Here is a 24,050-nt window from a genome sequence, read left to right on the forward strand (position 1 = left end):
GGTGCGCACCCTGGTGCTCGGCGGCATCCGATCGGGTAAGTCGCAGTGGGCTGAAACCGCGCTCGCCGCCGAGGCGACCGACGCGCAACCGGTGTGCTACCTGGCCACCGGGCCTTCGACCGTTGACGATCCCGAGTGGGCGGCCCGGGTGGCGGCCCACCGCTCGCGCCGTCAGGGTCGGTGGTCCACTGTCGAAACCACAGACGTCGCAACGCAATTACGCGCGCACCCCGCCGCAACACTGGTCGACGACATCGGTACATGGCTGACCGCGGCGATGGACCGCTCGGGCGCGTGGACCGGCGGCTCGGTCGCCGCGGACGTCGACGACCTGCTCGACGCGGTCGACGGCTTCCCCGCTCCGCTGGCGGTGGTGAGCCCCGAGGTGGGGCTGACCGTCGTGCCGGCGACGGCGGCCGGTCGCCGTTTCGCCGACGAGCTGGGATCGCTCAACCAACGGCTCGCGACGGTCTGCGATCGGGTCGTGCTCGTCATCGCCGGGCAGCCACTGGCCGTGAAGGACCCGGTGTGACGGGCTTCCCGGCGGTCAAGCCACCCGATGCCGAGGTCGCCGCCGCCGCCCGTGCGCGCCAGGGCCAACTGGCCAAACCTGCAGGCTCCCTGGGCAGGCTCGAAGACCTCGCGGTCTGGATCGCGTCATGTCAGGGGGTGTGCCCGCCGCGGCCGCTCGAGCGGCCCCGAGTGGTGGTGTTCGCCGGTGACCACGGCGTCGCCTCGGCGGGAGTTTCGGCCTACCCGGCGGATGTCACCGCGCAGATGGTCGCCACCTTCGACGCCGGCGGCGCGGCGATCAACGTGCTGGCCGAGGCCGCCGGCGCGACCGTGCGGGTCGTCGACATCGCGGTCGACACCGAAGAACCGCACTCGCCGTCGATCGGTGCGCACAAGGTACGCCGGGGCAGCGGCGACATCACGGTCGAGGACGCGTTGAGCGCCGACGAGGTCACCGCCGCGCTCGAGGCGGGCCGCCGCGTCGTCGACGACGAGGTCGATTCGGGTGCCGACCTGCTTATCGCGGGCGATATGGGCATCGGAAACACCACCCCGGCAACGACTTTGATCGCGGCGCTCACCGACACCGAGCCGGTCGTGCTGGTCGGGCGAGGCACCGGGGTCGACGACGCGGGCTGGGCACGCAAGGCCGCCGCCGTCCGCGACGCGCTGTACCGGTGCCGCAACAGCCTCACCGATCCCGTTGCGCTGCTGCGTATCTGCGCCGGCGCCGATCTCGCCGCGATCGCCGGGTTCTGTGCGCAGGCGGCCGTGCGGCGGACGCCGGTGCTGCTCGACGGCCTGGTGGTGACGGCGGCGGCCCTGCTGGCCGAACGCCTGGCGCCCGGCGCCCGCCACTGGTGGCAGGCCGGGCATCTGTCCACCGAACCCGCCCACGAGGTGGCGCTGAACCGGCTGGGACTCGAGCCGATCGTCGACATGCGCATGCGTCTCGGCGAGGGCACCGGGGCCGCGGTGGCACTGCCGGTCGTGCGCGCGGCGGTGGCCACGCTGACGTCGATGGCGACGTTCGACGAAGCCGGCGTCACGCGCGTGACCCAGGAGAACTAACCGGTGATCCGTTCGCTTGCAGGGGCTTTCGCGTTCGGCACCGTCGTACCGGTACGGAGTTCGACCGCGATCGGTCGCGGTGCGTTGACGGCGTTGCCGGTGGCCGGCGCGGCGGTCGGGGGGCTGGCGGCGGCCACGGTGTGGGCGGCGTCGTGGGCGTTCGGGCCCGGAGCCCTGGCCGGGGCGCTGGCGGTGGCCGCCGTCGTCGCCGCGACGCGTGCCCTGCACATCGACGGTCTCGCCGACACCGCCGACGGTTTGGGCTGCTACGGCCCGCCGCAGCGTGCCCTCGAGGTGATGCGGGACGGCTCGGCGGGCCCGTTCGGCGTGGCCGCGGTGGTCTTGGTCATCCTGTCGCAGGCCTTCACGTTCGGCGGCCTGACCGCGATCGGGCTGGTGGTGGTGGTCATGGCGGGGCGGGTGGCGGCGGTGCTGGCGTGCCGTCGAGGCGTGCCCGCCGCGGCGGGAAGTGCGCTGGGCGCTCGCGTCGCGGGCACGCAATCGGCGTTGGTGGTCGCCGCGTGGACGGTCGCGGTCGCCGGGTTGGCCGCGCTCGCGGCTCCCCGGCTCTGGCAGGGGCCACTGGCCGTCGTCGTCGGACTCGCGTGCGGCGCGGTGCTCGTGGCGCACTGCGTGCGGCGCTTCGGCGGCATCACCGGCGACGTACTCGGCGCCGCGATCGAGGTGACGACCGTGATCACGGCGTTGGGGCTCGCGATCCGCTGAAGCCGCCGGAGTGGCCCGGCTCAGCCGAGCCGGGCCATCCAGCCGTGCGTATCGGCGAACGTGCCGCGTTGGATCCCGGTCAACGTGTCGCGCAGCGCCATCGTGATCTCCCCCGGCCCGCCGTCGGCGATGGTGAACTCGCCCTCGGCGTGCTTGACGGTGCCGACGGGGGTGATCACCGCGGCGGTCCCGCACGCGAACACCTCGGTGATCTCACCCGCGGCCGCCTTCTTCTGCCACTCGTCGACGTCGATCTTGCGTTCCTCGACCGCGAAGCCAGCGTCGGATGCCAACTGCAGCAATGAATCCCGCGTCACACCGGGCAGGATCGAGCCGCTCAGCTCGGGGGTGACCAGCCGTGCCGACCCACCACTGCCGAAGACGAAGAACAGGTTCATCCCGCCCATCTCCTCGACGTAGCGGCGTTCGGCGGCGTCCAACCACACCACCTGGTCGCAGTCGTTGTCCGCGGCCTGGGCCTGGGCGAGCAGCGAAGCCGCGTAGTTGCCGCCGAATTTGGCGGCGCCGGTACCGCCCGGGCAGGCCCGCACGTATTCGGTGGAAAGCCACACGGAGACCGGTTTGATGCCGCCCGTGAAGTAGGCACCCGCAGGAGAGGCGATGACCATGTAGCGGTATACGGTCGCCGGCCGCACACCGAGTCCGGGCTCGGTGGCGAATACGAAGGGCCGCAGATACAGCGACTCTTCGCCACCGGCGGGCGGGACCCATTGCTCGTCGACGGCAATGAGTTGGCGCAGCGACTCGATGAAGACGTCGTCGGGCAGTTCGGGAATGGCGAGCCGCCGCGCCGACGTCCGCAGCCTGCGCGCGTTTGCCTCGGGCCGGAACGACACGACCGAGCCGTCCGCCCAGCGGTAGGCCTTGAGCCCCTCGAAGATCTCCTGCGCGTAGTGCAGCACGATCGCCGACGGGTCGAGTTCGATCGGACCGTAGGGGATCACGCGCGCGTTGTGCCAGCCTTCACCCTCGGTCCCGTCCTTCTTCCAGTCGATCGAGACCATGTGATCGGTGTGGTAGCGGCCGAATCCTGGATCGGCCAGGATCGACGCCCGTACCTCGTCGCTCGCCCGGTTCGCATTGCGCTCAACCGTGAACTCGAGGGGGCCGTCAGTCATGCGCCGATTGTATATCCGGGCGCTACCGGGTTTTTGCCGCGACGAACGGGGGCTTGACCACCTCGCACTCGACCGCGCGGCCGCGGACGTCGACCGCGACGCGGGCTCCGTCGGCGATATCGGCCGCGGTGTCGAGCAACGCCAGCCCGATGCCGACTTTCAATGTGGGAGAGAAGGTTCCCGATGTCGTCACCCCGACGGGCCGATCACCGTCGAGCACGGTGAGATCGGCGCGCAACACTCCCCGGCCGACGGCCTTCACACCGCGCAGCAGCCGGGGCGGGCCGGCCTCCTTCTCGGCAAGCAGCGCGGCACGCCCCCAGAACGCGTCCTTGCGCCAGCCGATGGCCCACCCGCAGCGGGCCTGCAGCGGCGAGAAGTCCGGCGACAGTTCGTGGCCGTGGAGCGGATAACCCATCTCGGTGCGCAGGGTGTCGCGGGCCCCCAGCCCCGCGAGCTCGCCACCGGCGGCGGTGACGGCCTCGAGCAGTGCGTCGAAGACCACGCCCGCGCTGTCCCACGGCGGCAGCAGCTCGTAACCGTGTTCGCCGGTGTAGCCGGTGCGGCAGACCCGCAGGGGTACGCCGGCGAACTCGGCGTCGGCGTAGCCCATGTAGTCCATGTCGGTGGGCAACCCCAGCGCGCCGACCGTCTCGGCCGATTTCGGTCCCTGAACCGCAAGCACCGCGTACGACCGGTGTTCGTCGGTGATGGTGAGGCCTGCAGGCGCCCGCTCGCGCAGCGCTTCGACGACCGCGGCGGTGTTGGCGGCGTTGGGCACCAGGAAGATCTCGTCGTCGGAGACGTAGTAGGCGATCAGGTCGTCGATCACCCCGCCGGAGTCGTTGCAGCACAACGTGTATTGCGCCTTGCCCGGGCCGATCCGGCGCAGGTCGTTGGTGAATGCGGAGTTGATGTAATCGGCGGCCCCCGGACCGCGCACCAATGCCTTTCCCAGATGGCTGACGTCGAACAGCCCGACGGAGGTACGCGTCGAGTTGTGCTCGCTGACCGTTCCCGCGTACGAAACGGGCATCAGCCAGCCGCCGAACTCGGCGAAGTTCGCTCCGAGTTCGCGGTGGCGGTCTTCCAGCGGGCCCTTGGACACGTCGTTCATCTCACCGTGCGTCACGCCGATCCACCCTAATGGGGCCGCGAAGTTGGCACACTTGTGCAGGTGGTCGACCTCGACGCGCTGCAAGCCGCCGGGATCGCCGACGCCCATGCGCGGGCCGGGCTGATCGCCTACCTCGACTCGCTGGGCTTTTCCGCCGAGGAGATGGTCGAGGCCGAACGCCGCGGCCGGCTCTTCGGTCTGGCCGGCGACGTCCTGCAGTGGTCGGGGCCTCCCACCTACACCCTGCGGGCGGCCGCCGAACAACTCGGCGTCGACCTCGCCGACCTCGCCCACGCCTGGCAGGCGCTCGGTCTGCGCGTCGCCGGCCCCGACGTGCCCGCGCTGAGCCGCGCCGACGTCGACGCGCTGGCGTCGTGGCGGACGATCAGCGCGGTGACCGGCTCGGACGCCGCGCTCAACTTCCTCCGGATCATCGGTGCGACGATGGCGCGCCTCGCCGAGGCCAGCGGAACGATGATCCGGCTGGCGCAGCCCGATCTGTTGATGACGCACACCCACGACGAGCTGACCACCGCACGCGCCTACCGTTCGGTCGCCGCGCTGGTGCCCGGAATCTCGGCGCTGATGGATGCGGTGTGGCGCCACCACATCACCAGCGCCAGGGCCTACTTCGAGGACGTCATCCACGACGCATCGGCGATGGTGACCTGCGGCGTCGGGTTCGCCGACCTGTCGGGGTTCACGGTGCTGACCCAGCGGCTGAGCCCGACGGAGCTGTCGGATCTGCTGGTCGAGTTCAGTGGCGCGGTCAGCGATGTGGTGCACGGCGACGGCGGCCGGGTGGTCAAGTTCATCGGCGACGAGGTGATGTGGGTGAACTCCAGCCCGGAGCAGCTGGTCAAGGCCGCGACCGACCTGGTCGAGTATCCGGGGGCGCGCGAGAGCGGCCTGGGGGTTCGTGCCGGCCTGGGGTATGGGCTGGTGCTCTCGATCGGAGGCGACTACTTCGGCACCCCCGTCAACCTGGCAGCCCGACTGGTCAGCGCGGCGGCGCCCGGCCAGATACTTGCCGCGCGTGATGTGCGCGATGCGCTGCCCGATCACCCCGCGGCCCAGCTGGAACCCTTGACGCTCAAAGGGTTCGAGGGTCCGGTCACGGCCTACGACCTTCACGCGGGCTCCTGAAGCTAGGGTTGGGTTTCGTGAGCCCTGCAACCCCCGGATATCAGACCCCGATCGTCACCGTCAGCACCTCGCTGCCCAAACGCAAAGCCGATGGCTCGGTGCTGGTCGTCCCCGTGGTGAACGGGGACGACGACTCAGCGGTGAAGGTGGTGCCCAGCCCGTCCCTCAACGCCGCGGCGGTCGCCGAGATCGAGTCCGCGCTGGCGGCGCTGAACGCCAAGGGCGGCTGCGAGCAGGTCACGCGTGTCGTCGCACCGTCGCTTCCGGTGGGCAGCGTGCTGGCCGTCGGGCTCGGTAAGCGACGGGACGGGTATCCGGCCGATGTTATCCGCCGCGCGGCCGGGGTGGCGGCGCGGTCGCTCAACGGCACCGAGTCGGTGCTGACCGCGCTGTCGGGCGTGGACCTCGCGGCGGCGGTCGAGGGCCTGATTCTGGGCGCATACCGGTTCAGCGACTTCCGCAGCGACAAGACCGCACCCAAAGACGCCGGCCTTCGCGAGATCACCGCGCTGACCTCGGACAGCAAGTCGGCCACCAAGGAGGCCGCACAACGTGCGGCGGACATCGCGACCGCGGTGGCCACTGCCCGCGATTTCGTCAACACTCCGCCCAGCCACCTGTTTCCCGACGAGTTCGCCCGGCGCGCAAAAGCTTTGGGCGAAGCAGCCGGGCTATCGGTCGAGGTCCTCGACGAGAAGGCGTTGGAGAAGGCCGGTTACGGCGGCATCATCGGCGTCGGCAAGGGTTCGTCGCGGCCGCCGCGGCTGGTGCGGCTGTCCCACAAGGGCGCCCGCCGTAAGGGGAAGCGTGTCGCGTTGGTCGGCAAGGGCATCACGTTCGACACCGGCGGCATCTCGATCAAGCCCGCGGCGAACATGCACCACATGACCTCTGACATGGGCGGTGCGGCGGCGGTCATCGCCACGGTTGTGCTGGCGGCCAAGCAGAAGCTGCCGATCGACGTGATCGCCACGGTGCCGATGGCCGAGAACATGCCGTCGGCGACCGCGCAGCGTCCCGGTGACGTCTTGACGCAGTACGGCGGCATCACGGTCGAGGTGCTCAACACCGACGCCGAAGGCAGGCTGATCCTGGCCGACGCGATCGTGCGCGCGGGTGAGGACAAGCCGGACTATCTGATCGAGACTTCGACGCTGACCGGCGCCCAGACCGTCGCCCTCGGCGCGCGGACACCGGGCGTCATGGGCAGCGACGAGTTCCGCGACCGGGTGGCCGGTATTTCGCAGTCGGTCGGCGAGAACGCCTGGGCGATGCCGTTGCCCGAGGAACTCAAGGACGATTTGAAGTCGACGGTCGCCGACCTCGCCAACGTCAGCGGTTCGCGCTATGCCGGCATGCTCGTGGCGGGCACCTACCTGCGCGAGTTCGTGCCAGACGGTGTGCAGTGGGCCCACATCGACATCGCGGGCCCGGCGTACAACACGGGAGGGCCGTGGGGCTACACGGGTAAGGGCGGCACGGGTGTGCCGACGCGGACGATGTTCGCGGTCCTGGAGGACATAGCCGCGAGCGGCTGATCAGACAGAGGCCGCGAGCGGCTGATCAAGCAAGAGCCGCGAGCGGCTGATCCTCTCCGTGAGACCGACGAAATGGCGGCTTTTACGCGCAAAAACCCGCCATAACGTCGGTTTCGGCGCTAGACGACCTTGCCGCGCGCGGCGCTGCGCATCACCTGCGGAAGCAGATGTGCGACGCCGTAGACGATGTGGGCCTCCGGGGCCACGGGGCGGATGGGCTTGTTCTTCTTGACCGCCGACACGATCGCGTTGGCGACCTTATCCGGACCGTACCGCCGCCGGGAGAACGCCTTCTCGAGTTGCGCGCGACGGGCTTCGGCCTGCTCCCGCTTGGCGGCCGGTATGTCGAACCGGGTGGTGTGCACGATGTTGGTGTCGATGACGCCGGGACACACCGTCGTCAGCCCGACACCCGCCTGGTCCAGTTCGGCGCGCAGGCAGTCGCCGAACATGAAGACCGCCGCCTTACTCGTGGCATAGGCGTTCATAGACTGCTGCGGTGAGTACGCGGCCATCGAGGAGATGTTGACGACGTGCCCACCGAGCCCCCGGTCAACCATCCTGCGCCCAAAGGCCCTGCAGCAGTTGACGACTCCGCCGAAGTTGATGGCCAGCACGCGGTCGTACTCCTCGCGCGGGGTATCGAAGAACATGCCAGCGTGCCCGACGCCTGCGTTGTTGACCACGACGTCGGGCACCCCGTGTTCTGCGCACACCTTTTCGGCGAACCGCTCGACGGACTCTGCGTCCGACACGTCCACGGTGTAGACGTGCGCGATTCCGCCGCGCGCGGCGACGTGGGCCGCGGTCTCCTTCGCGGTGCCCTCGTCGATATCGCTGACCACGATTTCAGCGCCCTCGCGGGCGAATGCCAGCGCCGTCGCACGGCCGATGCCGCTACCCGCACCTGTGACGGAAACCAGTGTGTGGCTGAAGTATTCGCGTGGCGTGCCGACCTGCGCGCGCAGGAGTTCACGCGCGGGTGGCTTGCCGGCGAGAAAATCGACGAGCTGTCCGACCGACAGGGCGATGGCTCGCGGATGCGACATCGGCGACCAGTGCCCGGCGGCGAGGTCGCGCCGCCACAGCCGAGCCACCCATTTCTTCGTGTCGTCGTAGACGTGCGGCCGCACGAACGGATCTTTGGTGTTGACGATGAGCTGCACCGGGACGTCGACGTAGTGATCGCGACGTCCGGGCTTCATCGACCGCAGGTAGTTGGCGCCGTAGACCTTGACGCTCTTCGCGGCGTCGGCCTTGTAGGTCGCGGAATGGTGCAGCTGCTCACGCGGGATGCCGTCGCGCACCAACAGGATCTGGCGCACCAGGTTCGCGACGAAGCCACTCACCGCCAGCGGTGCGATCACCGGGATCGAGAAGAAGCCCATGTAGGCGAAGGACAGGAACTGACTCAGGGCGCGGGCGAATCGGCGCGGACGCCACGGACGCAACAGGCTGCTGGTGACGAAGGCGTTGAGATGGTCGATGCTGGGACCGGAGATCGAGGTGAACGACGCGACCCGGTCACCGGCACCGGGTCGGGCCAGGAACTCCCACATCGCCGCCGAGCCCCAGTCGTGGGCGAGTACGTGCACCGGCTCGCCCGGGCTCACCGCGGCGACGACTGCGTCGAAGTCATCCGCGTACGCAGACATGCGGTAGGCCGAAACCCGTTTGGGCCCAGTCGAGTTCCCGACACCGCGATTGTCATACCGCACGATGCGGAACCGGTCGGACAGCAAGGGCACCACGCCGTCCCACAGCACGTGCGAGTCGGGCCACCCGTGCACGAAGACCAGGGTCGGCCCCTGCGGATCGCCTTCTTCGTAGACGGCGATTCGCACGTCGTCGGTGCTGTCGACGAACCGCGTAGCGATGTCCCCCATCGCACCTCCCGTGACTTGGCGGAACCGCCGGTACCGTATCAGTGCCTTCTGTTCCTCACGCAAGCGTTCGTCAGCGCTCGTCGAGTTCCCGTCGAGCAGCGCGCCGACGCTCGATGCGGCGCTTCTCGTCGTAGTCCCGCATCCGCTGCGGGTAGCCGACTTTCTGCACGTCGTACACCGGGATCTTCAGTCGGTCGGACAGCCGCCGCGCGCCGGCGTCTCCCCCGGCGCGTCGCCGCGTCCATTCCCCGTCGGCGGCGACCAGCACCACGGTGACGTCGGTGACGGTGGTCTTCGGTTCGACGAACGCTTCGACGCCGGTGTGCGTGGCGACCCACTGCCGGAGATAGTTCAGATCGGCGGCGGGGTCGGGACCCGAACCCCTGCCTTTACGCTTCCTGCGCCGAAACCTATCGAGGACTCCCACTCGCGTCCGCGCTCCCTCCGATCATCTCTTTTCGATAGTGCCAGAACAGTGGGTCGGACGGTCTGCGGCGAACTGCGCGTCCGGACGTGACAGGATGGGTATGCAGACAATCACCCAGCACGACTGACGACCGTTCAAGGGAGCGAGGTAGTCAATCACATGGCCATCACCGTTGAGATGCCCGCACTCGGTGAGAGCGTTACCGAGGGGACTGTCACCCGATGGCTCAAGCAAGAGGGTGACACGGTCGAACAAGATGAGCCATTGCTCGAAGTTTCCACCGACAAGGTCGACACCGAGATCCCCGCGCCCGCTTCCGGTGTGCTGAAGAAGATCATCGCCCAAGAGGACGACACCGTGGAGGTGGGCGGCGAGTTGGCGGTCATCGGTGATGCCGACGACGACGGCGACTCCGGAGGCTCCGACGACTCCGAGGAAGCGTCGGAGGAGGACCAAGGGTCTGACGACGACGAGCAGCCCGCCGAGGAGGAGAAGCCCGCCGAGGAACCGGCCGCGCAGCCCGAGCCCGCAGCCGAGGAGACCGAAGAAGAGCCCGAGTCCGACGACGAGGACAAGGACAAGGACAAGCCCGCCGCGAAGTCGTCGGGTGAGTCTTCGGGTAAGTCGACTCCGGTGCTGATGCCCGAACTCGGCGAGTCGGTGACCGAAGGCACCGTGACCCGCTGGCTGAAGAAGGTCGGCGACAGCGTGGAGGTCGACGAACCGCTACTCGAGGTGTCGACCGACAAGGTCGACACCGAGATCCCCTCGCCCGTGGCGGGCACCTTGATCTCGATCACCGCCGAAGAGGACGACACCGTCGAGGTGGGCGGCGAGCTGGCCAAGATCGGTGATGCCGACGCAGAAGCCGAGCCCGAGCCCGAGCCCGAGCCGGAACCCGAACCGGAGCCTGAGCCTGAGCCCGAACCAGAGCCGGAGCCCGAACCCAAGGAAGAGAAGAAGCCGGAGCCGAAGGAAGAGAAGAAGCCGGAACCGGCGCAGGAGTCCAAGCCGGAACGGAAGCCAGAACCAGAGCCAGAACCCAAATCCGAGCCCAAGTCCGAACCGCAGCCGGCGAGCGAGTCCGGGCCCTACGTCACTCCGTTGGTGCGAAAGTTGGCCGCGGAGAACAACGTTGACCTCGCCAGCGTGAAGGGCACCGGGGTCGGCGGCCGCATCCGCAAGCAGGACGTCCTCGCGGCCGCGGAGGCCGGCAAGGAACCGGCGGCGTCGACCGAACAGGCGGCCGAGGCCCCGGGCAGGTCGCCCGCAGCGAAGGCGCCCGCGAATGCCGACGCGTCGGCGGCGTCGCTCGCACACCTGCGCGGCACCACCCAGAAGGCCACCCGGATCCGGCAGCTGACCGCGAAGAAGACGCGCGAATCCCTGCAGGCGACAGCGCAATTGACGCAGACCCACGAGGTCGACATGACCCGGATCGTGTCGCTGCGGGCGCGGGCGAAGGCGGGGTTCGCCGAACGCGAGGGCGTCAACCTGACGTACCTGCCGTTCATCGCCGTCGCCGTGATCGACGCGCTCAAGGCGCATCCCAATGTCAACGCCAGCTACAACGAGGAAACCAAGGAGATCACCTACTACGACGCCGAGCATCTCGGTATCGCGGTCGACACGGAGCAGGGTCTGCTCTCGCCGGTGATCAAGAACGCCGGTGACCTGTCGCTGGCCGGGCTGGCCCGCGCGATCTCCGACATCGCCGCGCGCGCCAGGTCAAGTGACCTCAAGCCCGACGAGCTGTCCGGCGGGACGTTCACCATCACCAACATCGGCAGCCAGGGCGCGCTGTTCGACACGCCGATCCTGGTGCCGCCGCAGGCGGCGATGCTGGGAACCGGCGCGATCGTCAAGCGGCCGCGGGTAATCGCCGACGAGTTCGGCAACGAGTCGATCGGTGTGCGTTCGGTGTGCTACCTGCCGCTGACATACGACCACCGGCTGATCGACGGTGCCGATGCGGGGCGCTTCCTGACCACCATCAAGCGTCGCCTAGAAGAGGGCGCATTCGAGGCCGATCTGGGTCTCTAGAACGCCTCGAGAGAATCTCGTGTCCGAACCCGTCATCGCGATCGCGGGATCGTCCGGTCTGATCGGCACGGCTCTGGTCTACGCGTTGCGCGCCACCAACCACCGTGTGCTGCGCATCGTCCGGCGCGCACCGTCGAACGCCGACGAGGTGTTCTGGAATCCCGACACCGGCGAATTCGACCCGGCGATGCTGGCCGGGGTGGACGCCGTGGTCAACATGTGCGGGGTCAACGTCGGCGAGAAGCGATGGTCGGGCGCCTTCAAGCAGAGCCTGCGGGACAGCCGCATCGGCCCGACCGAGGTGCTGGCCACCGCGGTCGCCGAGGCCGGGGTTCCGGTGCTGGTCAACGCCAGCGCGGTCGGCTATTACGGCGACACCGGTTCCCAGATCACCGACGAGACCGCCCCGGCAGGTGACGGGTTCCTCGCCCACCTGTGCGTGGACTGGGAGGCCGCCACCTGGCCAGCTCGTCAGGACGGCGCCCGGGTGGTGTTCGTGCGCTCGGGGCTGGTGCTGGCACAAGCCGGAGGCATACTCGGCAGGCTCAAGCCGCTGTTCTCCGTGGGACTGGGCGCTCGGCTGGGCAACGGCCGCCAGTACATGCCGTGGATCAGCCTCGAGGACGAGATCCGCGCGCTGCTGTTCGCGATATCGCACGACGAGCTGTCGGGTCCGGTGAACCTCACCGGCCCGGCGCCTGTCACCAACGCCGAGTTCACCACGGCGTTGGGCCGCGCCGTCAACCGCCCGACACCGCTGATGGTGCCGGGGTTCGCGTTGCGCGCCGCGATGGGCGAGTTCGCCGACGAAGGTCTGCTCGGCGGTCAACGCGCCATCCCCGCCGCGCTCGAGCGGGCCGGATTCGTTTTCCACCACAACACCATTGGTGAAGCATTGGCGTTCGCCACCGCGCGCCCGGAGTAGCGTCGAGGGCATGACGCATTCGATCCGGTCGGCGACGGTGCCGGTCGAGGTGCGCCGACTCGGTTCGGTCGACTACGAGAACGCCTGGCAGCTGCAACGAGCGATCGCCGACCAGCGCGTGGCGGGCGGCCCGGACACCCTGCTGCTGCTCGAGCACCCACCGGTGTACACCGCCGGGCGACGCACGCTCGCCGAGGAGCGGCCGAACCCCGGGGCCGACGGCACTCCCGTCATCGACACCGACCGCGGCGGAAAGATCACCTGGCACGGCCCGGGCCAACTCGTCGGCTATCCGATCATCGGCCTTGCCGAACCGCTCGACGTCGTCAACTTCGTGCGACGGCTCGAGGAGTCGCTGATCAAGGTCTGCACCGACCTCGGTGTGCGGACCGGCCGGGTGGAGGGCCGCTCCGGAGTGTGGGTCGCTGCCGATGAGAACGGCCCGGCCCGCAAGATCGGCGCCATCGGCATCCGGGTGTCGCGGGCGACCACCCTGCACGGATTCGCGCTCAACTGCGACTGTGACCTGACGGCGTTCAACGCGATCGTGCCGTGCGGCATCGCCGACGCCGGGGTGACTTCGCTGTCAGCCGAACTGGGGCGCCGCGTCGCGGTCTCCGACGTCATCGACCGGGTGGCCGACGCCGTGTGCGATGCGCTCGACGGTCGGCTAGAGGTAGCGTTGACGTAGTGACTGTCGTTCCTGAAGGTCGGAAACTGCTGCGTCTCGAGGTCCGCAACGCCGAGACGCCGATCGAGCGCAAGCCGCCGTGGATCAAGACCCGCGCCAAGATGGGCCCGGAGTACCAGGAACTCAAGGCGCTGGTGAAGCGCGAGGGTCTGCACACGGTCTGCGAAGAAGCCGGCTGCCCCAACATCTTCGAATGCTGGGAGGACCGCGAGGCCACGTTCCTGATCGGCGGTGAGCAGTGCACCCGTCGCTGCGATTTCTGCCAGATCGACACCGGCAAGCCCGCCGAACTCGACCGCGACGAGCCCCGCCGCGTCGCCGAGAGCGTGCAGGCGATGGGATTGCGCTACTCGACCGTGACCGGGGTGGCCCGCGACGACCTGTCCGACGGTGGGGCGTGGCTGTACGCCGAGACGGTGCGCGCAATCAAGACGCTCAACCCCAATACCGGTGTCGAGTTGCTGATCCCCGACTTCAACGGTGAGCCGGACCTGCTGCAGCAGGTGTTCGAGTCCCGTCCAGAAGTGTTGGCGCACAACGTCGAAACGGTCCCGCGGATCTTCAAGCGCATCCGGCCCGCGTTTCGCTACGAGCGCAGCCTCGACGTGCTGACCGCGGCGCGCGACCTCGGGCTGGTGACGAAGTCGAACCTGATCCTCGGGATGGGCGAGACGCCCGAGGAGGTGCGGGCCGCGCTGACCGATCTGTACGACGCGGGCTGCCACATCGTCACGATCACCCAGTACCTGCGGCCGTCGGTGCGCCACCACCCGGTGGAGCGTTGGGTGCACCCCGACGAGTTCGTCGAGCATGAGCAGTTCGCGCAGCGCCTCGGCTTCGCCGGTGTGTTGGCCGGACCCCTGGTGCGCTCGTCGTACCGTGCGGGTCGGTTGTACGCCCAGGCCAAATCGGCGTCCGTATCCTGAAGCAATGGCGAAATCCCGCGATCCAAAGGCACTGAAGGCTGCGAAGGCCGAAGCCAAGGCGGCTCGTAAGGCGGCGTCCAAACAGCGCCGCAGCCAGCTGTGGCAGGCGTTCCAGATTCAGCGTAAAGAGGACAAGCGTCTGCTGCCGTACATGATCGGCGCATTCGTGCTGATCGTCGCCGCTTCGGTGGCGCTCGGCATCTTCGCGGGCGGCTTCACCACCTACATGATGATTCCGCTCGGCATAGTGCTCGGGGCGCTGGTCGCGTTCATCATCTTCGGCAGGCGCGCGCAGAAGTCGGTGTACAGCAAGGCCGAGGGCCAGACGGGCGCAGCGGCCTGGGCGCTGGACAACATGCGGGGCAAGTGGCGGGTGACGCCCGGTGTCGCGGCGACGGGCCACTTCGACGCGGTGCACCGGGTGATCGGCAGGCCGGGAGTCATCTTCGTCGGTGAGGGGTCGCCGTCGCGCGTGCGACCGCTGCTGGCGCAGGAGAAGAAGCGCACGGCTCGACTGGTCGGCGACACCCCGATTTACGACGTCATCATCGGCAACGGCGAGGGTGAAGTACCGCTGGCCAAACTGGAGCGCCACCTGAACAAGCTGCCCGCGAACATCACCGTCAAGCAGTTGGACGCGCTGGAGTCGCGGCTGGCCGCGCTGGGCACCAAGGTCGGGCCCGCCGCGATGCCCAAGGGCCCGCTGCCGGCGCAGGCCAAGATGCGGGGCGTGCAGCGCACGGTGAGGCGGCGGTAGGGCAGCTCCGGCCGGACGCGCGGTATGTGCACCGCCTGCGAATGGGCAGGCTATTTCGCGAATCGACGCACCGTGTTGCGCGCGGGCGCGGTGGTCCTCGCCGCGACCGCAGCCAGCGCCTGCTCTCCGAGCGCCCCGTCCGGAAGCGGCTCCGACGCCACGGGCACCGATGGCGCGGCCCACTACGTGTTCCGCAACGGCCCGATCTACACCGTCGCAGGCCCGGCGCAGTGGGCGCAGGCGGTGGCGGTGCGGGGCAACACCATCACCCACGTCGGCGACGAGGCGGGCGCGATGGCGCTCGTCGGTCCCGACACCCGGGTGGTCGACCTGCAGGGCCGGCTGCTGATGCCCGGCTTCGTCGAGGGCCACACCCACCCTTTCCTCGGCGCGTTCCTCACGTCGGGTGTCGACCTGCAGGTGCCGACGGGCGCGGAGGCGCTGGCCGCGATCGAGCAGTACGCGGAAAAGAATCCGACCGGACCGGTGCGCGGATTCGGTTGGCGCGTCGACATGTTCGGCCCCGACGGACCGAATCGCGCCGACCTCGACCGCGTGCTGCCCGACCGGCCGGGCTTCTTCTTCGCCATCGACGGGCACAGCCTGTGGACCAACAGCAAGGCGCTCGAGATCGCAGGCGTCGGCCGCGACACCCCGGATCCGATCCCGGGGTTCAGCTATTACGCACGCGACGGCAACGGCGATCCGACCGGATATGTGCTCGAGGTCAACGCCGTTCTCGGTCTCGTCGACGCGATCGAGCCGATCGCACCGGAGACCATGGGGCGGTTGCTCGAAGAATGGCTGCCGAAGGCGTCCGCGGCCGGCATCACGTCGGTGTTCGACGCCGGCGTGCCACCTATCGGCTCCGATCAGGGTGCGCTGATCGGCGTGTACACCGACGTCGAGAACCGCGGACAGCTGCCGTTCCGCGTGGTGGCCTCTTACAGCGTGCGATCGGCGCCGGTGGACGACGTCGTACAGGCGATGACCGACATCAGGGATCGGTTCTCGACCGACCTGGTACGCGCCGACGTCGTCAAGATCGTCGGTGACGGAACACAGGGCGGATACACCGCATGGCTCATCGAGCCCTATGCGGACAATCCCGATTCCACGGGCGGATCCCCGTTCACCGAGCAGCAGTGGCACCAGCTCATCGGCCGGATCGACGCCGCGGGTTTCGACGTGCACGTACACGCCTGCGGGGAACGCACCGCCCGCGTCGCCCTCGATGCGATCGAGCGCGCCGCGGCCGCCAATCCGCCGCGCGACCGCAGGCATGCGATCGCGCACCTGGTCTACGTCGAGGACCCCGACAGCCGGCGCTTCGGCCAACTCGGCGTCGTCGCCCAGTTCTCGGCCAACTGGATGTCCGCCGATCCGGACACGCTGCAGAACATGGCTGCCCGGTACGGGCCACCACGGCGAAACCTGATGTATCGCCCCCAAGACGTCTTGAAGTCGGGCGGGCGCATCTCGCTGGGTACCGACTGGCCGGCCGCGGGCTACTTCTCGACCTACAAACCGCTCGATACGATCCAGATCGGTGTCACCCGTCAGCTGATCGGCCAACCGGATGCGCCGGTGCTGGCGCCCGCGAACCAACGGCTGACCGTCGCGGAGGCGGTGCACGCCAACACGCTGGGCGCGGCCTATCAGATCCGGATGGACGACAAGGTGGGTTCGCTCGAGGTCGGCAAGCTCGCGGACATGATCGTCGTGAGCGAGAACATCCTCGCGATCGACCCGCACGACATCGCCGGGGCGAACGTCACGATGACGATGATGAACGGCCAGATCCGCCACGAGGTGTGACGTTCGGCCGCGGAAAGTGAACTTCTGTGCGAGATCCGGCCGGTATTTCGAGCACAACTTCAGAATCGCGCGCAGAAACGGGAACGGAGCAGCGCGGCCCTACCGCCGGACCACCGCCGTGTTGCTGAAGCGGTCCTGGTAGCCGCGGAAGTCCCTGTCGGTGAACAGCGCGGGTATGACGAAGAACACCAGCAGCCCGCGCACCGCGGCACGGCCGACGCCGACGTGCTGGCGGTGGTCGACCGAGGCGACCCGCAGACCGAGCGCCCACTGCCCGGGGGTGAAGCCGTACAACCGCACCGAGACGATGCCGAGCAGCAGCCACACCGCCGCGATGGACGTCGACCCCAGCGGTGAGTACAGGAGATCGTCCTTGCTGATGAATCCGAGGTTCACGGCGAGCCCCACCAGCCCGTATGCGATGAACCAGTCGAGCATCAGCGCGCCGATTCGCCTGCCGAACCGGGCGATGGACCCGGGGCCGGTCTCCGGTAAACCGAGGCGCTTGCCGGGATAGTCGTTGGGTCCCGCGTCGCTGGTCGGATCCGGTCCCGACAGCCAGGACCCGAGTGTGCGGGCCATACACTGAAGGATATGGGACTGAAAAGAAGTCCATTGGCCGCCTGCGACTGGCCCTGATGTGATTGCGTAACTTCAGCGCAACATTCGGTTGACGACCGTGCAACATCGTGTCCTTAGCGTCAACGCGCGAGTTACTGGATAAAGGAGACAACTCAGTGGCAGAAAAGACGGCCGACGACATTCTCAAGCTCATCAAGGACGGGGAAGTCGAGTACGTCGACATCCGATTCTGCGATCTGCCCGGCGTCGTCCAGCACTTCTCGATCCCGGCCTCGGCCTTCACCCAGGACGTCTTCGAGGACGGCCTGGCCTTCGACGGCTCGTCGGTTCGCGGCTTCCAGTCGATCCACGAGTCCGACATGATGCTGCTTCCGGATCCCGAGACCGCACGCATCGACCCGTTCCGCGCCGCCAAGACGCTGAACATGAACTTCTTCGTGCACGATCCGTTCACCCGCGAGGCCTACTCGCGCGATCCCCGCAACGTTGCCCGCAAGGCGGAGAACTACCTGGCCAGCACTGGCATCGCCGACACCGCGTACTTCGGCGCCGAGGCCGAGTTCTACATCTTCGACTCGGTGACCTTCGACTCGAGGATCAACGGCACCTTCTACGAGGTGGACTCGGAGTCGGGCTGGTGGAACACCGGTGAGCCGCTGGAGGCCGACGGAAGCCCCAACCGCGGCTACAAGGTCCGGCCCAAGGGCGGCTACTTCCCCGTCGCGCCCTACGACCACTACGTCGACCTGCGCGACCAGATGGCGACCAACCTGCAGAACGCGGGCTTCGTTCTCGAGCGTGGCCACCATGAGGTCGGCACCGCGGGCCAGGCCGAGATCAACTACAAGTTCAACACCATGCTGCATGCGGCCGACGATGTGCTGCTGTTCAAATACATCATCAAGAACACCGCCTGGCAGGCCGGCAAGACGGTGACGTTCATGCCCAAGCCGCTGTTCGGTGACAACGGCTCCGGTATGCATGCGCACCAGTCGCTGTGGAAGGACGGCCAGCCGCTGTTCCACGACGAGTCCGGCTACGCGGGACTGTCCGACCTCGCCCGCCACTACATCGGCGGCATCCTGCACCACGCGCCGTCGCTGCTGGCGTTCACTAACCCGACGGTGAACTCCTACAAGCGTCTGGTTCCGGGCTACGAGGCGCCGATCAACCTGGTGTATAGCCAGCGCAACCGGTCGGCGTGTGTGCGTATCCCGATCACCGGCAACAATCCGAAGGCCAAGCGCCTCGAGTTCCGCTGCCCGGACAGCTCGGGCAACCCGTACCTGGCGTTCGCGGCCATGCTGATGGCAGGCATCGACGGGATCAAGAAGAAGATCGAGCCGCTGACGCCGGTCGACAAGGACCTCTACGAGCTGCCGCCGGAGGAGGCCGCCAACATTCCGCAGGCGCCCACCTCGCTGTCGGCGGTCATCGACAAGCTCGAAGAGGACCACGACTACCTCACCGAGGGCGGGGTGTTCACCGAGGACCTGATCGAGACGTGGATCTCCTACAAGCGGGAGAACGAGATCATGCCGATCCAGATCCGGCCGCATCCGTACGAGGTTGCGCTGTACTTCGACGTGTAACCGAGCCGGGTAAACATCAGTCGACACTTCGGGCCGGGCGAGTCAAATCGCCCGGCCCGAAGTGCGTCTGCGCGTAGGGTAAACGCGCATGACGACCACCTTCGATGCCCGTCTTGCCAGATACTCCTCACCTGTTCTGAGCATCTTCCGGATCATCTTCGGTCTGCTCTTCACACTGCACGGCTCGATGAAGCTCTTCGGCTGGCCCCTCGGTGCTGCCGTACCGGTTGGAACCTGGCCCGCGTGGTGGGCCGGGCTGATCGAATTCGTCGCGGGCCTGCTGATCACCGTGGGTCTCTTCACGCGGATCGCCGCGTTCATCGCCGCGGGCCACATGGCCGTCGCGTACTTCTGGATGCACTGGCCACCGCTGGAAGGCCCGGCCGCCAGCTTCTGGCCGTTCGACGCGCAGATGGGCGGCAACGGCGGCGAGGCGGCGATCCTGTACTGCTTTGCGTTCCTGCTCTTGGCGACGACCGGTCCAGGTGCCTGGTCGGCCGACGCCCGCCGCCGCACCCGAGTCGGTGGCGCGGCGCCCGGACGCGTGGTCACCGGCACCGCCGCACCGGCCGCCACTGCGGGGCCGGCCGCCACTGCTGCGCCGGTTCGGCGTCGCGGCCTGCTGAGCCGCTTCCGGCGGTGACGTGATCGCTCGCTGGGGTTAGCTGTCGAGCCGAAGGTCCTTGCGGAACATCTTCATCCCGTCGATCTTCTCGGCCAACGAGGCTGCCGGGCCGGCGTAGAACATCCACGGCATGGTGATGATGCCGGTGATGCCGCCTGCTTCCGCGCGGTCGAAATGATCGGGGGTGAATGCGTCGGTCAGCGGGGTCAGCACCTCGAAATCGGCCATGGTCAAACCGTTTTCGGCGCGTAGGTCGCGCAGCGTGGCGACGCGTTCGAGGGCACGGTCGGTGGTGATCAGGTCGCCGATCCAGCCGTCGTGGCGCGCCGCGCGGCGAAGCGCGATATCGGAGAGCCCGCCGACGTACATCGGGATCGGCGGCGGTGTCGGCTCCATCTCCAGCTTCGGCGTTGTGTAGAACTCGCCGTCGAACTCAGTCCAGCCCGGTTTCCAGAGTTCCTTCATCAGGTCGAGCATCTCGTCGGTGCGTTTACCGCGCCGCGCGAACTGCTGACCCATCAGCGTGAACTCCTCCTCACACCAGCCGACGCCGATTCCGAGTTCGAGTCGGCCGCCGGCCAGGACGGCTGCGGTGCCGATCGCCTTCGCCGCCGAGTAGGGGTCGCGCATCGCGGGCAGATACACCGTGGTGACGAACCGCGACCGTGACGTGACGAGGGCCAGCGCGCCGATCAGCACCCACGGATCGGGCCAGTCGGTGAACGGCTCCCAGCGCCTGCTGCCGTCCTTGGTGTAGGGGTACGGGGTCTCCAACGTCTCGAGGTTGACGACGTGATCCGGGATGCCGAGGCCTTCGTAGCCGAGGTCGTCTGCCGCCTTGGCGATCTCGACGACCTCTGCGGTGTCGAGGAAAGCCAGGCTGACATAGAACTTCATCCGGCGTCCCTCGCCCACGCCGGCTGGATGAACACACCCTCAGCCTCCACCGTGGCCCCCTGTGCGTCGAGCAGATATCCGCGGGCGAACGTCTTGACCCCCTCGGACCGTTCCACGAACGCCTCCGCACGCAGCGGTCCAAGCGGTGTGCCGCGCAGATAACGCAGCGAGATGGTGCCGGTGAACTTCGGCTGGGTAAGGCCGTCACTGGCGGCCTCGCCCAGTAGATGATCGAGCACCAACGCGCAGATGCCACCGTGCACCCACCCCGGCGGCCCCTCATAGGCGCCGCTCAGCGTGAACTCACTCCAGCAGCGACCATCCTGTTCGTGGTGGATCACCATCGGCGGTGCGATCGCATTACGCAGTCCCACAGCGGGATTCGCCCACGCCAGCGGGCGGCCGGTGGCCTCGTGCCGCAGGGTGGAGGACACCGGGCGCTGTGTGCTCTCGAGAATCTGTGTGACGGCCTCGATCTTGGCCTGCGCGTCCGCGACGGCGGTCTCGTCGATCTCGGTGTGCAGGCTCGCATAGATCAGTCGGCGCACTGCCTCGGTCAGCGGACCGTACAGCGCACGCTGGCGCTCGTACTCCTCGTCGGTGATCACGTCGAACCCGAAATCCATGCTCACGCATCGAACACTACAAAGAGCAACTGGCCGGTGCGCACTCAGCCACTCGTCGAGTGCCCTCCCCACCGGAATCCGACCGGGTTGGTCCCGAGCGGCTGTGACTTCGAAAATTTCCTTCTCAATAAAATGCCGAGCCGAATTATTGCCTCAGCAACATTTCTTCATAGGTATTCAGCAACATGCGTTCGGCGCATCTTGAGAAAGAGAAACCGTGAATCCGATGTTTGCCAACAGAAGGGTTTCCTTTTCCTAGGCGTCAGAATAGGGAAACACCCGATTCCTCCAAGCAAATTCACAGGTAGCGTCCGGCCCTGGACCAGCTGCATCAATAAGGGGGCGTCATGGGCTACGCAAAGCATGTCGGTCGGGTCGGGGCGTTGGCCGTCGCGTTGGGTGTGGGCGTAGCTATGGCGAGCGGCACAGGCGTGGTATGGGCGCAAGATGACAGCGCTTCGGTCGATACAGATAACGAAAGTCAGCAGACGAATTCGGTGAATTCCCCGGAGGCAGAGACTGCTACGGACCTGACCAAAGCCGCGCAACAGCCGAATGCCTCGCCCGACGAACGAATCGCAGCACCCCCTGAGCCGCCAGCCGACTCGAAAGGCTCTCTAAAGCTCGACGATGGTGTTGTCATCTCGGCGAACGGAGAGGTTCGCAGCGGCGCCCAGACTAGCCAAAACGACGGCCAGACTAAGCAGAACGACGAGTCGGCTGAGGAGACGGTCGCAAAGGGCGCAAGCGATGAAGAAGAGCCCGGCTCGAGCGCACAGCCAGCGCCGCCCCAGATTCCTGAACCCATGATCTCCGAGCCGCTTCCTGAAGCGGCGCCGAAGCGGAGCCAATCGGAAGCCGTCGTTACTGTGAAAGACGATGGTAGGCAGCTAGGCGCAGTCGCGATGAGCATCGAACCCCCGGCCTCATTCACATCGTTTAACGATCCGCCGGCTCGGATAGCCGTCCCAGTCGTGAATTCGACGCCGCTTCTCGGCGCGCGTATCGAGCCGATTGTCACTTCCCTAGCCCACACGGTGCCCGCCAGTGGGTCCATCGTGGTCGGCGCAGCGCCGACCACACCCACCGAGCCGGCAAGTGTGGTAACTCGGGTGCTCGCGACGCTGTTGGACGCGTTCTCGTCAGGCTCGCCGGAGCTTCCGGTGAACTCCCCTGTCATGTGGGTGCTGGCGGCGGCTGCGAGCCGTCGGTTCGGCGCCGGCCCGGACATAGCCGAGGCCGAAACTTTCAAGATCGACGATATCGACAACAGCCTCATGCTCGCCGCCGCCGCGAACAGCGCCCCTACGGTGGATTTCGTCGCGTCACCGCCCACCAAGACCGGTGTGATCAAGGGTCAGTTGATCGCGAACGACCCCGAAGGTGATCGTCTCACCTACGCCGGATCGACCATGACGGCCAAAGGCAGCGTGGTCGTCGACAGGAAGGGCAGAGTCACCTATACACCCACTACTGTCGCCCGCCACAACGCTGCGGCTCCCGACGCGGCCCTGACGGGTGCCGGCGAAGACAACTTCACCCTCACGGTCGATGACGGCCAAGGCAACTCCGTGCAGGTTCCGGTTTCCGTCACGATTCTTCCTGCCAATTCGGCGCCCACCAACGGCGCTGTGTCGCTGGGGAAGCCGAATCCGGTGACGGGCGAGGTGACGGGAACCCTCACTGCGAGAGACCGCGACGGCGACGACCTGAGCTTCAGTGGCCCGCTGACAACCAGCAAAGGGTCGATCACATACAACAGCGCCAACGACGCCTTCACGTACACACCAACCCTCGAAGCTCGCCAAGCCGCGAGCATTCCGAAAGCAGCCAAGACCGCTAAGACGGACACGTTCACCGTGACGATTTCCGACGGCTACGGCGGTACTGGAACCGTCACGGTCAATGTGGCCATCGCTCCGATCGCCCCGAACCAGCCACCAACGGTCACCACCTCGTCGGGTGCCACCTCCTACACCGAGCAGGCGGCGCCGAAGACGATCGACAGCGGACTAACGCTCGCCGACGCGGACAACAGCACGCTGACCGGCGCAACGATATCCGTCGGCAGCCCGAATTCCGCTGAGACACTTGCGTTCACCGCGCCGGCCGGCAGCGGCATCACCGGCAGCTACAACAGCGCCACGGGACAACTGACCCTGACCGGTACCTCCAGCGTCGCGAACTACCAAACCGCACTGCGCTCAGTCACCTATCAGAACACTAGCGACATCCCGGCTACGACGCGTACCGTCACCTTCATCGTCAACGACGGCGCCAGCACCAGCACAGCGGCAACCAAGACCGTCGCCGTCACCGGCGTCAACGACGCACCGACGATCACCACGTCGACGGGGGCCACCTCCTACCCCGAGCAGGGCCCGCCGACGGTGATCGACACCGGCCTCACCCTCGCCGACCCCGACAACACCACGCTGGCGGGCGCGACGGTAAGCATCGGTAGCGCGAGTTCGACTGAGACGCTTGCGTTCACCGCGCCGGCCGGCAGCGGTATCACCGGCAGCTACAACAGCGCCACGGGACAACTGACCCTGACCGGCACCTCCAGCGTCGCCAACTACCAAACCGCACTGCGCTCGGTCACATACCGGAACACCAGCGACACCCCCGACGCGACGCGCACCATCAGTTTCACCGTCAGCGACGGCAGCACCCTCAGCACCGCGGGAACCAAGACGGTGACCGTCACTACGGTGGATGGCGCACCGACGGTCACCACGTCGGCGGGCGCCACCTCCTACACCGAGCAGGCGGCGCCGAAGGTGATCGACACCGGGCTGAACCTCAGCGATGCGGATTCCACGACCCTGTCCGGCGCGACGGTGTCCATCGGGAGCGCGAGTTCGACTGAGACGCTTGCGTTCACCGCGCCGGCCGGCAGCGGTATCACCGGCAGCTACAACAGCGCCACGGGACAACTGACCCTGACCGGCACCTCCAGCGTCGCCAACTACCAAACCGCACTGCGCTCGGTCACATACCGG

Annotated in this window: 21 protein-coding genes; 14 read left to right on the top strand and 7 right to left on the bottom strand. The window is 67.7% G+C overall.

Annotated elements, in window-relative coordinates; all coding sequences use genetic code 11:
* Position 1: 1 nt before the first annotated feature.
* The 3 genes from A5790_RS09130 to A5790_RS09140 are packed head-to-tail and all read left to right on the top strand — an operon-like array spanning position 2 to position 2,310.
* Complete coding sequence (locus tag A5790_RS09130; RefSeq protein ID WP_066842800.1) at positions 2-532, top strand: bifunctional adenosylcobinamide kinase/adenosylcobinamide-phosphate guanylyltransferase; 531 nt, start codon at positions 2-4, stop codon at positions 530-532.
* Positions 529-1,584, top strand: coding sequence for a nicotinate-nucleotide--dimethylbenzimidazole phosphoribosyltransferase (cobT, locus tag A5790_RS09135; RefSeq protein ID WP_066842802.1), 1,056 nt, complete (start codon positions 529-531; stop codon positions 1,582-1,584). The genes A5790_RS09130 and cobT overlap by 4 nt, the downstream gene beginning before the upstream one ends.
* 3 nt (positions 1,585-1,587) lie before the next feature.
* Positions 1,588-2,310: an adenosylcobinamide-GDP ribazoletransferase gene (locus A5790_RS09140; RefSeq protein ID WP_066842804.1), complete on the top strand. Its 723-nt coding sequence runs from the start codon at positions 1,588-1,590 to the stop codon at positions 2,308-2,310.
* A gap of 20 nt (positions 2,311-2,330) precedes the next feature.
* On the opposite strand, the gene A5790_RS09145 is transcribed toward A5790_RS09140, so the two are convergent.
* The gene (locus A5790_RS09145; RefSeq protein WP_066842806.1) at positions 2,331-3,449 is read right to left on the bottom strand and encodes a branched-chain amino acid aminotransferase; all 1,119 of its coding nucleotides are present in this window, start codon (positions 3,447-3,449) and stop codon (positions 2,331-2,333) included.
* Positions 3,450-3,471: 22 nt separating this feature from the next.
* Positions 3,472-4,566, bottom strand: a complete 1,095-nt coding sequence (gene gcvT / locus A5790_RS09150) for a glycine cleavage system aminomethyltransferase GcvT (RefSeq protein ID WP_066842867.1) — start codon at positions 4,564-4,566, stop codon at positions 3,472-3,474.
* Positions 4,567-4,626: 60 nt separating this feature from the next.
* Between gcvT and A5790_RS09155 the strand changes: the two genes are divergently transcribed.
* Both A5790_RS09155 and A5790_RS09160 read left to right on the top strand, forming a co-directional pair.
* Positions 4,627-5,712 carry an adenylate/guanylate cyclase domain-containing protein gene (locus A5790_RS09155; protein ID WP_066842869.1) on the top strand — a complete coding sequence of 362 codons (1,086 nt, stop codon included), beginning with the start codon at positions 4,627-4,629 and terminating at the stop codon, positions 5,710-5,712.
* Positions 5,713-5,729: 17 nt separating this feature from the next.
* On the top strand, positions 5,730-7,250 hold the full coding sequence (locus A5790_RS09160; protein WP_066842872.1) for a leucyl aminopeptidase: 1,521 nt from the start codon (positions 5,730-5,732) through the stop codon (positions 7,248-7,250).
* A 119-nt stretch (positions 7,251-7,369) separates the two neighbouring features.
* Here A5790_RS09160 and A5790_RS09165 read toward each other — a convergent pair whose 3' ends face one another.
* Positions 7,370-9,136, bottom strand: a complete 1,767-nt coding sequence (locus tag A5790_RS09165; protein ID WP_066842874.1) for an SDR family oxidoreductase — start codon at positions 9,134-9,136, stop codon at positions 7,370-7,372.
* Positions 9,137-9,206: 70 nt separating this feature from the next.
* Positions 9,207-9,563 carry an oxidoreductase gene (locus tag A5790_RS09170; RefSeq protein WP_066842808.1) on the bottom strand — a complete coding sequence of 119 codons (357 nt, stop codon included), beginning with the start codon at positions 9,561-9,563 and terminating at the stop codon, positions 9,207-9,209.
* 159 nt (positions 9,564-9,722) lie between these two features.
* On the opposite strand from A5790_RS09170, the gene sucB reads away from it, so the two are divergent.
* Genes sucB through A5790_RS09200 form a run of 6 tightly spaced genes read left to right on the top strand, consistent with a single transcriptional unit; the run spans position 9,723 to position 16,723 of the window.
* Entirely contained in the window at positions 9,723-11,606 is a 1,884-nt protein-coding gene (sucB, locus tag A5790_RS09175) for a 2-oxoglutarate dehydrogenase, E2 component, dihydrolipoamide succinyltransferase (RefSeq protein WP_066842810.1), read from the top strand.
* Positions 11,607-11,625: 19 nt separating this feature from the next.
* Positions 11,626-12,531, top strand: a complete 906-nt coding sequence (locus tag A5790_RS09180) for a TIGR01777 family oxidoreductase (protein WP_066842811.1) — start codon at positions 11,626-11,628, stop codon at positions 12,529-12,531.
* Between the two features lie 10 nt (positions 12,532-12,541).
* Positions 12,542-13,222: a lipoyl(octanoyl) transferase LipB gene (lipB, locus tag A5790_RS09185; protein ID WP_066842812.1), complete on the top strand. Its 681-nt coding sequence runs from the start codon at positions 12,542-12,544 to the stop codon at positions 13,220-13,222.
* Positions 13,222-14,148, top strand: a complete 927-nt coding sequence (gene lipA, locus A5790_RS09190) for a lipoyl synthase (protein ID WP_066842813.1) — start codon at positions 13,222-13,224, stop codon at positions 14,146-14,148. Before lipB ends, lipA begins: the two co-directional genes overlap by 1 nt.
* Before the next feature lie 4 nt (positions 14,149-14,152).
* Positions 14,153-14,905, top strand: a complete 753-nt coding sequence (locus A5790_RS09195; protein ID WP_066842815.1) for a DUF4191 domain-containing protein — start codon at positions 14,153-14,155, stop codon at positions 14,903-14,905.
* 24 nt (positions 14,906-14,929) lie between these two features.
* Positions 14,930-16,723 (top strand): amidohydrolase, encoded by a 1,794-nt coding sequence (locus A5790_RS09200; protein WP_197696748.1) that lies wholly within the window; start codon positions 14,930-14,932, stop codon positions 16,721-16,723.
* A gap of 99 nt (positions 16,724-16,822) precedes the next feature.
* Here the strand turns inward: A5790_RS09200 and A5790_RS09205 are convergent, their stop codons facing one another.
* The gene (locus tag A5790_RS09205) at positions 16,823-17,305 is read right to left on the bottom strand and encodes an RDD family protein (RefSeq protein WP_066842817.1); all 483 of its coding nucleotides are present in this window, start codon (positions 17,303-17,305) and stop codon (positions 16,823-16,825) included.
* 155 nt (positions 17,306-17,460) lie between these two features.
* Here A5790_RS09205 and glnA point away from each other — a divergent pair, with 155 nt between their 5' ends.
* Together glnA and A5790_RS09215 are read left to right on the top strand one after the other, a co-directional pair.
* The gene (gene glnA / locus A5790_RS09210; protein WP_064394040.1) at positions 17,461-18,897 is read left to right on the top strand and encodes a type I glutamate--ammonia ligase; all 1,437 of its coding nucleotides are present in this window, start codon (positions 17,461-17,463) and stop codon (positions 18,895-18,897) included.
* A gap of 88 nt (positions 18,898-18,985) precedes the next feature.
* Positions 18,986-19,540 carry a DoxX family protein gene (locus tag A5790_RS09215; RefSeq protein ID WP_066842819.1) on the top strand — a complete coding sequence of 185 codons (555 nt, stop codon included), beginning with the start codon at positions 18,986-18,988 and terminating at the stop codon, positions 19,538-19,540.
* Between the two features lie 18 nt (positions 19,541-19,558).
* Here the strand turns inward: A5790_RS09215 and A5790_RS09220 are convergent, their stop codons facing one another.
* Positions 19,559-20,419, bottom strand: coding sequence for a TIGR03619 family F420-dependent LLM class oxidoreductase (locus tag A5790_RS09220; protein WP_066842878.1), 861 nt, complete (start codon positions 20,417-20,419; stop codon positions 19,559-19,561).
* Entirely contained in the window at positions 20,416-21,045 is a 630-nt protein-coding gene (locus tag A5790_RS09225) for a PaaI family thioesterase (protein WP_066842821.1), read from the bottom strand. The genes A5790_RS09220 and A5790_RS09225 overlap by 4 nt, the downstream gene beginning before the upstream one ends.
* 383 nt (positions 21,046-21,428) lie before the next feature.
* Between A5790_RS09225 and A5790_RS09230 the strand changes: the two genes are divergently transcribed.
* Positions 21,429-24,050, top strand: a 2,622-nt coding sequence (locus tag A5790_RS09230; protein WP_231987652.1) for an Ig-like domain-containing protein, incomplete at its 3' end; no start/stop codon positions are given.

The sequence above is a fragment of the Mycobacterium sp. 852002-51152_SCH6134967 genome (assembly GCF_001667105.1).
GTDB classification, from domain to species: Bacteria; Actinomycetota; Actinomycetes; order Mycobacteriales; family Mycobacteriaceae; genus Mycobacterium; species Mycobacterium neumannii_A.

What these genes read in the sequence shown, in the direction of transcription:
- A5790_RS09145 (WP_066842806.1), bottom strand. Translation starts at nt 3,449, where the DNA reads ATGACTGACGGCCCCCTCGAGTTCACGGTTGAGCGCAATGCGAACCGG.
- gcvT (WP_066842867.1), bottom strand. Translation starts at nt 4,566, where the DNA reads ATGAACGACGTGTCCAAGGGCCCGCTGGAAGACCGCCACCGCGAACTC.
- A5790_RS09165 (WP_066842874.1), bottom strand. Translation starts at nt 9,136, where the DNA reads ATGGGGGACATCGCTACGCGGTTCGTCGACAGCACCGACGACGTGCGA.
- sucB (WP_066842810.1), top strand. Translation starts at nt 9,723, where the DNA reads ATGGCCATCACCGTTGAGATGCCCGCACTCGGTGAGAGCGTTACCGAG.
- lipB (WP_066842812.1), top strand. Translation starts at nt 12,542, where the DNA reads ATGACGCATTCGATCCGGTCGGCGACGGTGCCGGTCGAGGTGCGCCGA.
- A5790_RS09195 (WP_066842815.1), top strand. Translation starts at nt 14,153, where the DNA reads ATGGCGAAATCCCGCGATCCAAAGGCACTGAAGGCTGCGAAGGCCGAA.
- A5790_RS09200 (WP_197696748.1), top strand. Translation starts at nt 14,930, where the DNA reads ATGTGCACCGCCTGCGAATGGGCAGGCTATTTCGCGAATCGACGCACC.
- A5790_RS09205 (WP_066842817.1), bottom strand. Translation starts at nt 17,305, where the DNA reads ATGGCCCGCACACTCGGGTCCTGGCTGTCGGGACCGGATCCGACCAGC.
- A5790_RS09215 (WP_066842819.1), top strand. Translation starts at nt 18,986, where the DNA reads ATGACGACCACCTTCGATGCCCGTCTTGCCAGATACTCCTCACCTGTT.
- A5790_RS09220 (WP_066842878.1), bottom strand. Translation starts at nt 20,419, where the DNA reads ATGAAGTTCTATGTCAGCCTGGCTTTCCTCGACACCGCAGAGGTCGTC.
- A5790_RS09225 (WP_066842821.1), bottom strand. Translation starts at nt 21,045, where the DNA reads ATGGATTTCGGGTTCGACGTGATCACCGACGAGGAGTACGAGCGCCAG.